General features: G+C 66.6%; 11 protein-coding genes. 9 read left to right on the top strand and 2 right to left on the bottom strand.

Translation table 11 applies throughout. The features are described 5' to 3' along the window. Window positions 1-30: 30 nt before the first annotated feature. Window positions 31-423, bottom strand: a complete 393-nt coding sequence (locus tag ACEPA4_RS04325) for a carboxymuconolactone decarboxylase family protein (RefSeq protein WP_004154542.1) — start codon at window positions 421-423, stop codon at window positions 31-33. Next, the gene (gene grxC / locus ACEPA4_RS04320; protein ID WP_004154541.1) at window positions 420-710 is read right to left on the bottom strand and encodes a glutaredoxin 3; all 291 of its coding nucleotides are present in this window, start codon (window positions 708-710) and stop codon (window positions 420-422) included. The genes ACEPA4_RS04325 and grxC overlap by 4 nt, the downstream gene beginning before the upstream one ends. Window positions 711-798: 88 nt before the next feature. Here grxC and ACEPA4_RS04315 point away from each other — a divergent pair, with 88 nt between their 5' ends. The 9 genes from ACEPA4_RS04315 (at window position 799) to lpxH (ending at window position 14,451) form a co-directional block, all read left to right on the top strand. Next, the gene (locus ACEPA4_RS04315) at window positions 799-2,499 is read left to right on the top strand and encodes a M48 family metalloprotease (protein ID WP_196769529.1); all 1,701 of its coding nucleotides are present in this window, start codon (window positions 799-801) and stop codon (window positions 2,497-2,499) included. Window positions 2,500-2,615: 116 nt separating this feature from the next. Next, window positions 2,616-3,305 carry a phosphate regulon transcriptional regulator PhoB gene (gene phoB / locus ACEPA4_RS04310; RefSeq protein ID WP_005408258.1) on the top strand — a complete coding sequence of 230 codons (690 nt, stop codon included), beginning with the start codon at window positions 2,616-2,618 and terminating at the stop codon, window positions 3,303-3,305. 106 nt (window positions 3,306-3,411) lie between these two features. Beyond that, window positions 3,412-4,743, top strand: a complete 1,332-nt coding sequence (gene phoR / locus ACEPA4_RS04305) for a phosphate regulon sensor histidine kinase PhoR (protein WP_065185792.1) — start codon at window positions 3,412-3,414, stop codon at window positions 4,741-4,743. A 4-nt stretch (window positions 4,744-4,747) separates the two neighbouring features. Then, window positions 4,748-6,835 (top strand): polyphosphate kinase 1, encoded by a 2,088-nt coding sequence (ppk1, locus tag ACEPA4_RS04300; protein ID WP_065179515.1) that lies wholly within the window; start codon window positions 4,748-4,750, stop codon window positions 6,833-6,835. 169 nt (window positions 6,836-7,004) lie between these two features. Beyond that, complete coding sequence (gene ppx, locus ACEPA4_RS04295; protein WP_005415458.1) at window positions 7,005-8,531, top strand: exopolyphosphatase; 1,527 nt, start codon at window positions 7,005-7,007, stop codon at window positions 8,529-8,531. Between the two features lie 319 nt (window positions 8,532-8,850). Continuing rightward, window positions 8,851-11,775, top strand: coding sequence for a TonB-dependent receptor domain-containing protein (locus tag ACEPA4_RS04290; RefSeq protein ID WP_005415457.1), 2,925 nt, complete (start codon window positions 8,851-8,853; stop codon window positions 11,773-11,775). 170 nt (window positions 11,776-11,945) lie between these two features. Then, window positions 11,946-13,091, top strand: a complete 1,146-nt coding sequence (locus ACEPA4_RS04285) for a glycosyltransferase family 1 protein (RefSeq protein ID WP_065185790.1) — start codon at window positions 11,946-11,948, stop codon at window positions 13,089-13,091. Then, complete coding sequence (locus ACEPA4_RS04280; protein ID WP_065185789.1) at window positions 13,072-13,611, top strand: phosphatase PAP2 family protein; 540 nt, start codon at window positions 13,072-13,074, stop codon at window positions 13,609-13,611. The genes ACEPA4_RS04285 and ACEPA4_RS04280 overlap by 20 nt, the downstream gene beginning before the upstream one ends. 93 nt (window positions 13,612-13,704) lie before the next feature. Further along, on the top strand, window positions 13,705-14,451 hold the full coding sequence (gene lpxH, locus ACEPA4_RS04275) for a UDP-2,3-diacylglucosamine diphosphatase (protein WP_005415454.1): 747 nt from the start codon (window positions 13,705-13,707) through the stop codon (window positions 14,449-14,451). Window positions 14,452-14,482: the final 31 nt, after the last annotated feature.

Here is a 14,482-nt window from a genome sequence, read left to right as displayed (position 1 = left end):
GGCGATGCCGGCCCGCGGCCGGCACGATCCTCAGTGCTCGTGCGCGGCTGGCGCGGCGGCGCCGCCTTCGAGCTGGTCGAGGAAGTCGACCGCGCGGCGCAGGTGCGGGATCACGATGGAGCCGCCCACCACCAGGCCGACCGAGAAGGTCTCGAAGAACTCCTCGCGGGTCACCCCGGCGTCCTTGCACTGGGCCACGTGGTAGCTGATGCAGTCGTCGCAGCGCAGCACCATCGAGGCCACCAGGCCCAGCAGCTCCTTGGTCTTCACGTCCAGCGCGCCGGCCTGGTAGGTCTGCGTATCCAGCGCGAAGAAGCGGCGCACCACCTGGTTCGGTTCGCCCAGGATGCGCTCGTTCATGCGCTTGCGGAACTCGGTGAACTCGGCGATGCGGTCCTTGCTGCCGTCGTCGGCCGCGCTCATGCCTGGCCCTGCCCGGCCAGCAGCGGCTCGAGCTTGCCTTCACGGTGCAGGGCCATCATGTCGTCGTAGCCGCCGACATGGACGTCGCCGACGAAGATCTGCGGCACGCTGGTGCGGCGGGTCAGCGCCATCATCTTCTCGCGCTCGGCCGGGTCCAGGTCAATGCGGACCTCGGTCCACTGCTGGCCCTTGCTCTTTAGGAAGTTCTTGGCGGCCACGCAATACGGGCAGACGGCAGTGGAATAGATGGTGATGGCGGGGGCACCGCCGGCGGTCTGGGCTGTCACGGGAAACTCCACGATGGATCGACGGTCTACATATGGTACCGGTGCGCTGGAATTTCCACGCCACGGCCGCAACACTGTGGATTAACGAATGGTTGCCCCCCGCCCTGCCACGCTTGGCGCGCCCCGCCCGAGGACCTTCTGCTTGCGAGCCCTGCTGCTGACTACTGCCGTCACCCTGGCCCTGGCCATGCCGCTTGCCCAGGCCCAGGAGAAGCTGCCCGACATCGGCTCTTCGGCCGGCGAGCTGCTGACCCCGGCCCGCCAGGCCGAGTACGGCGCGATGATGCTGCGCGAGCTACGCAACTACGGCTACCTGCTGGAAGATCCGCTGGTCAACGACTGGCTGCAGACCATGGGTACCCGGCTCGGCTCCAACAGTGACCAGCCGCGGCAGCCGTACACCTTCTTCGTGATGAACGACCGCCAGATCAACGCGTTCGCCACGCTGGGCGGCTACATCGGGGTCAATGCCGGACTGGTGCTGACCGCCGAGCGCGAGGACGAGGTCGCTGCGGTGCTGTCCCACGAAATCGCCCACGTCACCCAGCAGCACGTGCTGCGCGGTGTCGAGCGCGCCCAGCGCGACCAGATCCCGATCCTGCTGGGCATGCTGGCGGCGGTAGTGGCCGCCCAGGCCAGCAACAGCACGTCGTCCGGCAACGCGACGATGGCCGCGATCAGCTCGGGCATGGGCCTGATGCAGCAGCGGCAGATCAACTACACCCGCTCCAACGAGTCCGAGGCCGACCGCCTGGGCATCCGCACCCTGTCGCGCAGCGGCTACGACGTGGATGCCATGGCCGGCTTTTTCGAGCGGATGTCGGCAGCCATGCGCGGCAACGAAGGCGGCTACAGCGTGCCCGAGTTCCTGCGCACCCACCCGGTCAACATCACCCGCATCAGCGAGGCCAAAGCCCGCGCCGAGCAGATGAAGAAGGATACGGTGCTGCTCACCACCAGCACCCCCACCGGCGAGCGCAAGGAGCGGGTGGACCCGGCAGATCCCAGCCTGGGCGAGCCGCTGTTGCGCGGCAACAACCCGCTGCTGCCCGGCAGTGTGCTGCGCCTGCCGATCGGCCAGCTCAACCGTGGCGCCAGCGGTGACTTCGAGTGGGCGCGTGAGCGCCTGCGCGTGCTCAGCGCGGACTCCCCCCCCGAGCTGGAGCGCGAGTACGCCGACCTGGCCAAGCGGCAGAAGGACGGCCTAAACGATGCGCAGCGCTACGGCCAGGCGCTGGCGGTGATGCGCGGTGGCCGTGCCGGTGCCGGCCAGGCCCGGCAGACCCTGGCCGGCCTGCTGCAGAGCCACCCCGGCAACCTGTGGCTGGCGCTGGGCCTGGGCGAGGCGGAGTCGCGCGCAGGCCAGGCGGCCCAGGCCAACAGCCGCTTCGAGCAGCTGCTGCGCGAACACCCCAACAGCCGCCCGGTGGCACTGACCTATGCCGAGATCCTGAACGAACAAGGCAGCCGCGAAGCCGGCCAGCGTGCGCAGGCAATGTTGCGCCCCCTGCTGTCGCAAAGCGGTAACGATCCGGTCTTCCAGCAGCGTTTCGCCCGCGCCAGCGAGTTGGCTGGCGACAGCGTGCGCGCCAGCGAGGCCTATGCCGAGGCCGCCTTCCTCAGCGGGCGGCCAGAACAGGCGCTGATGCAGCTGCAGGCGCTCAAGCGCAACCCGGCGCTGGATTACATCGGCCGCGCGCGGGTTGACGCGCGCATCGAATCGATCACCCCGACAGTGCTGGAGCTGCGCCGGCAGGGCGTGCAGGACCCGGACCTGGACCGCCGCTGAGCACCGCATGACCGGCCGATGGCAATCCAGGTCGGTTCCGGCCGGGTAGTCACAAACATGTCATCAAACCGTAGTCTACTGGCACCACTCCAGTAACCGAGCCCTACGGTGTCCTCGTGCAGAAACGCATCCTGATCGTCGATGACGAGCCCGCGATCCGTGAAATGGTCGCCTTCGCCCTTCGCAAGGGCGATTACGAACCGGTCCACGCCGGCGATGCCCGGGAGGCCCAGACCGCGATCGCCGATCGCGTTCCCGACCTGATCCTGCTGGACTGGATGCTGCCCGGCACCAGCGGCCTGGACCTGGCCCGCCGCTGGCGCAAGGAAACGCTGACCCGCGAAGTACCGATCATCATGCTGACCGCCCGCGGCGAAGAGAATGATCGCGTCGGTGGCCTCGAGGCCGGTGTCGATGACTATGTGGTCAAGCCGTTCTCGGCACGCGAACTGCTGGCCCGCATCCGAGCGGTCATGCGCCGCGCCCGCGAAGATGACGAGGACGGCAGCGTAGCCGTCGGCCCGATCCGTATCGACGGCGCCGCCCATCGCGTGTTCGCCAACGACCAGCCGGTGCCGATCGGCCCGACCGAATACCGTCTGCTGCATTTCTTCATGACCCATCCCGAGCGCGTCTACACCCGCGCGCAGCTGCTGGACCATGTATGGGGCGGCAGCGTGTACGTGGAGGAGCGCACCATCGACGTGCATATCCGCCGCCTGCGCAAGACGCTGGAGCCGTTCAACGCCGAGAACATGGTGCAGACCGTGCGCGGCGCCGGCTACCGCTTCTCCACTGCTACCTGAGTCTCGTCGTGCCGGCACCGCGCACCTGCGGGTGCCGGTGCCGGCAACTCTGCTATAACCCTCGGTTCACCCCAGTGAACCGCCGCACCTCAACGACGAGATCGCAATGCCCCGCCACATCCGCTCTGCCTGGTTGAAGACCCTGGCCACCGTTGCCGCGGTGCTGCTGTTCGCCGGACTGGTGGGGTGGTTCACGGGCCATCTGTGGTTGTGCATCGCACTGGGCGCGCTGGCGACCCTGGCCTGGCATTACTGGCGCCTGCGCAGCGTTCTGCGCCGGCTGACCGCGCGCCAGCGCTGGGACACCGCCGAAGAAGGCACCGGCGTCTGGAACGAACTGGACCGCCTGCTGTACCGCAACCAGGTGGAAATGCGCGTGCGCAAGCGCCGCCTGCTGGACATGCTGCGCAGCTACCGCGCTGCTGCCGCCGCGCTGCCTGATGCCGTCGTCGTGCTGGATCGCAACAGCCAGCGCGTGCAGTGGTTCAACGAAGCGGCTACCGCTCTGCTCGGCCTGCACCATCCCGGCGACCTTGGCGAGGCCCTGGTCGAGCGCCTGCAGCCAATGCCGCTGGCGCACTGGCTGGCTGGTGGCCGCAATGCCGAGCCCATCCTGGACGTACCTTCGCCGGTCGATCCGGCGATCCGCCTCAACCTGCGGCTGATTCCCTATTCCTCCGATTACTGGCTGCTGATCGCGCGCGATGTCAGCAAGCTGCTGCGCCTGGAACAGGTGCGCCGTGACTTCGTGGCCAACGTTTCACATGAGCTGCGCACGCCGCTCACCGTGGTGCACGGTTACCTGGACATGATGGACCCGGAGGATTTCCCGGGAACCGGACCGATTCTGGAAGAAATGCGCAAGCAGAGCCAGCGCATGGCCCAGCTGGTGGAAGACCTGCTGACCCTGTCGCGCCTCGAATCGCAGGAACACAGCGAGGAAGAGACCGTGGCCATGCAGCCGATGCTGGCCACCCTGCGCCGCGAAGCCGAAGCGCACAGCCAGGGCCGCCACCAGATCAGCATCGACGACCTGGCCGGCGTTGACCTTCAGGGCTCGACCAAGGAACTGCACAGCGCATTCTCCAACCTGGTCACCAATGCGGTGCGCTATACGCCGGCCGGTGGCCGCATCGCGGTGGAGTTCCGCCGCGAGGGCGACGGTGCGGTGCTGGCGGTGCGTGACTCCGGCTACGGCATCCCGGCCACCCACCTGCCGCGCCTGACCGAACGCTTCTACCGTGTCTCCAGCAGCCGCTCGCGCGAAAGCGGTGGTACCGGCCTGGGCCTGTCCATCGTCAAGCACATCCTCGGCCTGCACCACGCACGGCTGGAAATTGAAAGCGAAGTCGGCAAGGGCTCGGTGTTCTCCTGCCATTTCGATGCCGACCACGTGCGCCCGCGCGAGTCCGCCCCCCTGACCTCCATCGAAGAATGACGCCATGAGCAGCCTCGGATCCCTCCCCCTCCCCGTGAGCCCGGACAACGATCCGTTGCGTGAGCCGGCGCTGTACATCAACCGCGAACTGTCACAGCTGGATTTCAACTTCCGCGTGCTGGCCCAGGCGATGGACCCGCAGGTGCCGCTGCTGGAGCGCCTGCGCTTCATGTGCATCTCCTGCACCAACCTCGACGAGTTCTTCGAGATCCGCGCCGCCGCCGTGCGCCACGCGCAGGAGTTCGGCCTGCCACCCGCACCGGACGGGATGAGCCCGCAGGCCATCCTGAGCGCCATCCATGACCGCGCCGCCGAACTGGTGGACCAGCAGTACCGCTGCTGGAACGAGACGCTGCGGCCGGCGCTGATGGAGGCCGGCATCGGCGTGCTCGGCCGCCACTCCTGGACCGACCGCCAGAAGCGCTGGCTGCGCGCCTACTTCCGCAACGAGATCATGCCGGTGCTGTCGCCACTGGGCCTGGACCCGGTGCACCCGTTCCCGAAGATCCTCAACAAGTCGCTGAACATCGTGGTGGTACTGAAGGGCACCGACGCGTTCGGCCGTGCCGGCCACCTGGCCATCGTGCGTGCGCCGCGCTCGCTGCCGCGCATCATCCAGCTGCCGGAAAAGCTCGGCGGGCCCCAGAACTTCGTGTTCCTCTCGTCGGTGCTGTCGACCTTCGTCGATGAGCTGTTCCCGGGCATGGAAGTCCAGGGCGCCTACCAGTTCCGCGTCACCCGCAATTCCGAGCTGGTGGTGGACGAGGAGGAAGTGGAAAACCTGGCGCTGGCGCTGCGTGACGAGCTGGTCGACCGCGGCTACCGGCCAGCGGTGCGGCTGGAGATCGCGCACGACATGCCGCGCGAGATCGTGCGGACCCTGCTGCAGAATTTCGGCCTGACCGAGAACGCGGTGTACCGCATCGATGGCCCGGTCAACCTCAACCGCATCATCCAGCTGTACGATCTGATCGCGCAACCGGACCTGAAATACCCGCCGATGACCGCGCGCACGCTGCGCGACAGTGACGGCATCTTCGAGACGGTGGCGCGCCAGGACCTGCTGCTGCACCATCCGTTCGACGCCTTCACCGCAGTGCTGGACCTGATCCGGCAGGCGGCAATCGATCCGAACGTGCTGGCGATCAAGCAGACCCTGTACCGCACCGGCAAGGACTCACTGATCGTCGATGCGCTGATCCAGGCCGCGCGCAACGGCAAGGACGTGACCGTGGTGGTCGAACTGCGCGCCCGCTTCGACGAAGAAGCCAACCTCGGCCTGGCCGATCGCCTGCAGGAAGCCGGCGTGCAGGTGGTGTACGGCGTGGTCGGCTACAAGACCCACGCCAAGATGCTGCTGATCGTGCGCCGCGAGGGCCGCAAGCTGCGCCGCTACGTGCACCTGGGTACCGGCAACTACCACAGCGGCACCGCCCGCGCGTATACCGACATCAGCCTGATCACCGCCGATGCGGACATCGGCAATGACGTGCACCTGCTGTTCCAGCAGCTGTCCGGGCTGGCGTCGAAGATGAAGCTCAAGCGCCTGCTGCAGTCGCCCTTCACCCTGCATACCGGCATCCTCGGCCGCATCGAGCGCGAGACGCGCATCGCCGCCGCTGGCCGCCCGGCGCGGATCATCGCCAAGATGAACGCACTGAACGAACCGCAGGTGGTGCGCGCGCTGTACGCCGCGTCGCAGGCCGGCGTGCAGATCGACCTGATCATCCGCGGCGCCTGCACGCTGCGACCGGGCGTACCGGGCATCTCGGACAACATCCGCGTGCGCTCGATCGTCGGCCGCTTCCTGGAACACAGCCGCGTCTACTGGTTCGGTAACGACGGCGCACCGGAAATGTACTGCGCCAGCGCCGACTGGCTGGAACGCAACCTGCTGCGCCGGGTCGAGACCTGCTTCCCGATCCTCGATCCGGAACTGGCCAAGCGGGTCTACCGCGAAGTCCTGCAGAACTACCTTGACGACAACCTCAACGCCTGGGAACTGGACGCGCACGGCATCTACCACAAGCGTGCCCCAGCCCACGACGAAGCCCCGCATTCGGCGCAGATGGCGTTGATGCAGGGGCTCTGACCCTGCCCCGGTAGATCCCGACCGCTGGTCGGGGTTCGATCGCCACGGGGTCAGATCCCTTTCCTGCGGGAAAGGGATCTGACCCCTTGCAGTCCTGCGGCACGCCCTCTTCCAAAATGTGAAGGCCGCGCGGTGACGAGCACACCGCCCCTTCGGCTAACATTCGTCCATGCCGCATACCACCACGACTCCGCCCGCATTGCAGGATGGCGACCTGCTGGCCGCCATCGACCTTGGCTCCAACAGTTTCCACATGGTCATCGCGCGCTATACGCTCGGCCAGCTGCGGGTGATCGACCGCCTGCGCGAGACGGTGCGCATGGCCGATGGCCTGGATGGCAAAGGTGGTCTCTCTTCCGCTGCACGCCAACGTGCACTGGAATGCCTGGCCCGCTTCGGCCAGCGCATCCGCAATGTGCCGCCGCACCGGGTGCGCGCGCTGGCCACCAACACCGTGCGCCAGCTGCGCTCGCCGCAGTCGTTCCTGGTACCGGCCGAGACCGCACTGGGGCATGCCATCGAAGTGGTCAGCGGGCGCGAAGAAGCGCGCCTGATCTACCTGGGCGTGGCCCACGCGCAACCGCCCAAGCCCGGGCAGCGCCGGCTGGTGATCGACATCGGCGGTGGCTCCACCGAGTTCATCATCGGCATGGGCATGCAGACCCTGGAGCGCGAAAGCCTGCAGGCCGGCTGCATCGCCAGCACCCGGCGCTTTTTCCCCGGCGGCAAGCTGAGCAAGAAGCGCTGGAAGGACGCGCTGGCCGAGATTGGCCGCGAGTTCCAGCCTTTCGCCAGCAAGTACCGCGCGCTGGGCTGGCAGGAAGCGTTGGGCTCTTCGGGCACGCACAAGGCGATCAGCGAGATCTGCGCGACGATGAAGCTGAGCAAGGGCGCCATCACCGCCGAGGCCCTGCCGCAGCTGCGCGATGAACTGCTGAAGGCCAAGAAGATCGACGACATCCAGCTGCCGGGCCTGTCCAGCGACCGCCGCCCGATCATTGCCGGCGGCATCCTGGTGCTGGAAGCGGCATTCCAGGCGCTGGGCCTGCAGAAGCTGCTGGTCAGCAAGGCGGCGATGCGCGAAGGCATCCTGTATGACATCGTCGGCCGCGCCGGCGAAAACGACCTGCGTGACGAATCGGTGGCTGCGCTCAGCCAGCGCTACGGTATCGATACCGTCCAGGCCGAGCGCGTGCAGGACACCGCGCTATCCCTGCTGGAACAGGTGCAGGAGCGCTGGAGGCTCGATGCCGACGATGCGCGCATGCTCGGCTGGGCCGCGCGCCTGCACGAGCTGGGCCTGATGATCGCGCACAGCGGCTACCACGTGCATGGCAGCTATGTGCTGGAACACTCGGATATCGCCGGCTTCTCGCGCCAGGAGCAGCAGATGCTGGCGGCTCTGGTGCGCAGCCACCGCCGCAGCGTGACCAAGACCGCCTTCGACGCCCTGCCCGAGCGACTGCTGCTGACCGCACGCCGGCTGGCGGCCCTGCTGCGGCTGGCGGTGCTGCTCAACCGCGCCCACGAAGACGATCCGCTGCCGGCACTGGAACTGACCGCCGACGACAACCGGCTGTCGCTGATCGTGCCGCAGGCCTTCATCGATGCCCGCCCGCTGCTGCGCGCGGACCTGATCGGCGAGACCGATGGCATCGCCGGGCTGGGCATCCAGTTCCGTCCGTTCGTGGCCTGAATACGCTGTCCGCTGTTGTCCACAGGACAACCGGGGTGACGCATTTCCCACTCCCACTTTGCGCAGTCTGGCGATTTTTTGTGCTGCTCCGCAACACAACGGCGTGCTGTGGGCAATCGCTGCCATCACGTAAGCACCTGCTTTTGTTCACGTTTTGTGAAGGCTGGCGCGGCCGCGTGACATAAATGGATACGAACCCTTTACAGAGCATTAACTAACGAGACTACTATCGGGTCACCGGCTCGGTCATCGACCCTGCTGGCTCCTTCGACGCCCCCTTTGGCGTCCTGTGCACGACCTGAGAGAGAGAGAGCTCGCCATGACTTCACGCACCACCGCACTGGGGCAGGCCATCCGCTACGCCCTGGCTACCACTGCAGCGCTGGCAGCGCTGCCCGCGTTTGCCCAGGAAGGCAGCAACGCCAACCCGACCAACCTCGACCGCATCGAGATCACCGGCTCGCGCATCCGCCAGGTGGACGTGGAGACCGCCCAGCCGGTGTTCGCGATCAGCCGCAACGACATCGAAAAGCAGGGGTTCAGCTCGGTTGCCGACATTCTGCAGAACGTCACCGCCATGGGCAGCCCGACCATCAGCCGCGCCAATGCGCTGACCGCAGGCGAAAACGCGGGCGGCACCTACATCGACATGCGCAACCTGGGCACCCAGCGCACCCTGGTGCTGGTCAACGGCAAGCGCCTGGGCATCAGCACGTCCGGCTACCAGGACATCTCCACGCTGCCGGTGTCCGCCGTGGAACGCATCGAGGTGCTGAAGGACGGCGCCTCTGCGATCTATGGCTCCGACGCCATGGCCGGTGTGGTGAACATCATCACCCGTTCCAATGTCACCGGTGTGACTGCCAACGTCTACCACGGCCAGTACAGCCAGGGCGACGGTGCACGCGACCGCTTCGACGTTGTCGCCGGCTGGAGCAATGAGCGCGTGTCGTTGACCCTCTCGGCCGAGCATGCCGAAGAGAAGGGCGTGTGGGCGCGCGATCGCGGCTTCAGCAAGTACGGCATGACCGATCGCCATCCGTACGACAGCAGCAACTGGACCACCATCAGCCAGTACGGCCAGTTCACGGGTCTGCGCGGCCCGGGCTGTACCGCCACTGCGGGTTGCGGCTATTCCCTCAACCGCGGCGCGGATCCCACCAACCCGGCCAATTACCACCTCACCGATACCACGCCTTTCACCGGTGACGTGAGCAACGCCAACGACCAGATGCATGTGATGTATCCGGTCAAGCGCGACTCGGTCTATTTCGACGGCCGCTTCAAGATCACCGACAACGTCAACTTCCGCACCGAGCTGGGCTACAACAAGCGTGAGTCCACCCGCCAGATCGCGGGCTATCCGCTGCAGTCGAGCACCGCCGGTGTCGGCTCGATGTCGATCAACAGCTACTTCAACCCGTTCGGCCGCCAGCACGGTTACGCCAACCCGACCGCCGTGGCCTGGAACCGCCGTACCTGGGAAGTGCCGCGCGTGACCACCAGCGAGCTGAAGACCTACCGCGCGGTGGCGTCGTTCGACGGTTCGTTCGAGATCGGCAGCCGCTACTTCGACTGGGAAGTGGGCTACCAGTACAACCGCAATGAACTGGAATCGGTGGCCACCGGCAACCTGCACAAGGGTCGCGTCGCCGGCGGCGTCGGCCCGTCGTTCTACAACGCCGCCACTGGCAAGGTGCAGTGCGGTACCGCAGCTGCACCGATCTCCTACGACGTGTGCAAGCCGTGGAACCCGTTGGTTCCGTACGGCACGACGGCTGCCGATGGCCTGTACGGCAACGAAGAACTGCAGGCGTGGCTGTTCCCGGAAGAGATCACCAAGGGCCGCACCACCTCCAAGAACTTCTTTGCCAACATCGCTGGCAGCATCGTCACCCTGCCGGCTGGCGATCTCGGCTTCGCCTTCGGCGTGGAAAGCCGCAAGGAAGAAGGCAAGTACACCCCGGATGCCCTGGCCCAGACCGGCGCTACCACCAACCTGGCCGCAGGCCCGACCGGCGGTGACTACACCGTCAACGAGGCCTACCTGGAAGTGAACGTTCCGGTGCTGGCCGACCTGCCGGGCGCGAAGGAACTGACCTTCAATGGCGCAACCCGCTTCTCGGACTACAACACCTTCGGCAACACGCTCAACAGCAAGTTCGGTTTCAAGTGGAAGCCGATCGACTCGCTGATGGTGCGTGGCACCTGGGCCGAAGGCTTCCGCGCACCGACCATCAGCGACCTGTTCGGTGGTGGTTCGGAGACCTTCGCGCAGTTCAGCGATCCGTGCGACACCCGTTTCGGTTCCTCGGCCTCCAGCGCCGAAGTCCGTGCACGTTGCGCACGCGACATCGCCAATGCGAATACCTTCCGCCAGCTCCGCCAGGGCGGCACCCCGGTGAACACGTCGACGGACGCGACGCCGGTGCCGTTCACCTCCGGGTCCAACCCGCTGCTGACGCCGGAAACCTCGACCAGCAAGACGCTGGGCCTGGTCTGGAGCCCGAGCTTCATCCAGGGCTTCAACGCCTCGCTGGACTGGTGGAAGATCCGCATCGACAACACGATCATCGCCGACACGCCGACCCAGATCCTGCAGGACTGCTATGAGTCGGGCATCGAAGCGCGCTGCTCGCGCTTCCAGCGTGACCCGGTGACCGGCATCGTGACCAACCTGAAGTTCGGCAACCGCAACGCGGGCTTCATGGAAACCGAAGGCTACGACCTGGATGTGAGCTACCGTCTGGACACCCGGTTCGGCAAGTTCAACGTGAACTCGGCCACCACCTACGTATCCAGTGCAACCTACCGCACCTCCAACGACAACTCGATCGTCCCGATCGTCACCAACGGCATCGGCAGCGCCTTCCGCGTCCGTTCCAACCTGGTGCTGGGCTACGAGCGGGGCAACTTCGGCGCGAGCTGGACCGCGCGTTACTACTCGGGCGTGAAGGAAACCTGCTCGAACATCGCGCTGTACCCGGACGAATGCTCGGATCCGGGTGTGTATGCACCGTGGTACAAGGGCGCCCGCAACTACAACGAGCGTGGTGCGGTCACCTTCCACGACGTGCAGGTGCGCTACTCGCTGCCGTGGGATGCCACCGTGTCGGTCGGTGCCAACAACGTGTTTGAAAAGACCGGCCCGATCATGTACAGCAAGCCGAACTCGGCCTTCTCGTACTACGGCGGCTACGACATCGGCCGCTTCGTCTACATGAAGTACCAGCAGCGCTTCTGATCCATCGCGCTGTGACATGAAGCACCAGGACCGCGGCCCTTCGGGGCCGTGGTTTTTTGTTGGCCGCAGCGCCCCTGCGGTGGCCGGCGCCCCCGTCATCTGACGGTCGCAAAGTGGTCATGTCGGCTACATCGCCAGGGCCGAGCATGCCGGAAACCGGGAGGCCCGCCATGCGCTATGCCATCGTCACCGAGACCTATCCGCCGGAAGTCAACGGCGTCGCCCTCACCGTACAGGGCCTGGAGCAGGGTCTGCGTGCAGCCGGACACGAGATCGACCTCGTCCGCCCCCGCCAGTCCACCGAAGCGCTGGATTCGGCACCCGGCACCTTGCTGGTTCCCGGCGCTGCCCTGCCCCGCTACCCCGGCCTGCGCTTCGGACTGCCAGCCCCGATCCGGCTGGGCCGCCATTGGCAGAATCAGCGTCCGGATGCGGTCTACATCGCCACAGAAGGTCCACTCGGCTGGTCGGCACTGCGTACCGCACGTCGCCTCGGCATTCCGGTCGCCAGCGGCTTCCACACCCGCTTCGACGAGTACCTGCCCGACTATGGCGTGGCATGGCTGCAGGCCGCGGCCATGCGCTGGATGCGCCGCTTCCACAACCAGGCGGACGCTACCTTGGTGCCGACCCGCGAATTGCAGCAGTTCCTCGGCGAACAGGGCTTCGAACGCGTGCGCCTGCTGGCCCGTGCGGTGGACAGCCAGCAGTTCGATCCAGGCCGGCGCGATCCTGCACTGCGCGAGGAATGGGGCGTGGATGGCAACGGCCTGGTGGCGATCTATGTCGGCCGCATTGCTGCTGAAAAGAACCTCGACCTGGCGGTGAAGGCATTCCGCCGCCTGCAGCAGATCCGGCCCAAGGCACGCTTTGTATGGGTGGGTGACGGCCCGGCCCGCGAGAAGCTGGCACATGAAAATCCCGATTTCATCTTCTGTGGCATCCAGCGCGGCGATGCGCTGGCCCGCCACTTCGCCAGCGGCGATCTGTTCCTGTTCCCCAGCCGCAGTGAGACGTTCGGCAACGTGACTCTGGAAAGCATGGCCAGCGGCGTGGCCACCGTGGCCTTCGACTACGGCGCCGCGCGTGAGTACCTGCGCAACGGCGAGAACGGCGCAGCGGTGGACAGCGACGAGCAGTTCATCGAGGCCGCCGTGCAACTGGCCGCCGATGACGCGAAACGCCACGAACTGGGCGGCAATGCCGCACGCGCGATGAAGCGATTGCATCCACAACAGGTGGTGGCCGAGTTCGATGCGTTGCTGGCCGAGCTTGCGCAGTCGCGGAGGAGCGGCCATGCGCACCACGCCGCTTGAACTGCTGGCAGGGCGCGAGGCACGCTTGTGCCGGCGGGCGAACCACTACTGCCGGCGCCGCCGCGTGCGCCGCCTGTTCTCGGCCATCAGCCGTCTCGGCGATGGCGTGTTCTGGTATGTGCTGATGGCTGCGCTGGTGGTGCTGGATGGCTTCGATGGCCTGCGCGCCTCGGTGCACATGGCCGCCACCGGCCTGGCCGCATTGCTGCTGTACAAGGGCCTCAAGCGCTGGACGCGGCGCCCGCGGCCTTACGCGGCCGATCTTCGCATCCGCGCCTGGGTGGCACCACTGGACGAATTCAGCTTCCCCTCCGGGCACACCCTGCACGCAGTGTCGTTCACCATCGTCGCACTGGCCTACTACCCCTGGCTGGCACCCTTGCTGGTGCCGTTCACCCTCGGCGTCGCACTGTCGCGGGTGGTGCTGGGCCTGCACTATCCTTCCGACGTGCTCGCCGCCACGGGCATCGCCGTCCTGCTGGCTTCGGCCAGCCTGACCTGGCTGCCGCTGCCGGTGTAGCCCCGGGGTCAGATCCTTTTCCTTCGGAAAAGAGATCTGACCCCCACAATACCGGCGGCGCTACCATCATCATTGATGGCCTAGAATGCAGGCATGACCACGTTGTTCATATCCGACCTGCACCTGGACCCCAGCCGTCCGGAGATCACCGACCTGTTCCTGCGCTTCCTGCGCGAGCAGGCGCCCGGCGCCGATGCGCTGTACATCCTCGGCGACCTGTTCGAGGCCTGGATCGGCGACGACACGCCCTCTCCGGCCGCCGATGCGGTGGCCGATGCGTTGAAGGTGCTGTCCGACAGCGGCGTGCCCGTGTACTTCATCCGCGGCAACCGCGACTTCCTGCTTGGCGAGGACTATGCGCGCCGTGCCGGCCTGCGCATCCTGCCCGACCCGTGCGTGATCGAGCTGTACGGCCGCCCGGTGCTGCTGCAGCATGGTGACCTGCTGTGCACCGATGACATCCCCTACCAGCAGTTCCGTGCGCAGACCCGCGACCCGGTGTTCCAGGCGCAGTTCCTGTCGCAGCCGCTGGCTGCACGCATCGCCTTCGCGCAGAAGGCGCGCGAGGCGAGCCAGGCCCGCCAGTCGGAAATGAAGCAGGGCGATCGCGCGCAGTTCGAGACCGTCACCGACGTGGCCCCGTCCGAAGTCGATGCTACCTTCGTACGCCACGGCGTGGACACCATGATCCACGGTCACACGCACCGTCCGGCCATCCACGCACTGCAGGCCGGTGGACGCGATTGCATCCGTATCGTGCTGGGTGACTGGTACGAACAGGGCTCGGTGCTGCGCGTGGATGCCAGCGGCTGGTCGCTGGATACGCTCGCCCGCGATTGATGGATTGCAGGATGCCAACCAGGGTTGGCAT

The sequence above is a fragment of the Stenotrophomonas sp. P2112 genome (genome assembly GCF_041897515.1).
Taxonomy (GTDB): domain Bacteria; phylum Pseudomonadota; class Gammaproteobacteria; order Xanthomonadales; family Xanthomonadaceae; genus Stenotrophomonas; species Stenotrophomonas sepilia.
Note: the sequence above shows the minus strand (reverse complement) of the source record. Positions and strands in the feature narration are given on the sequence as shown.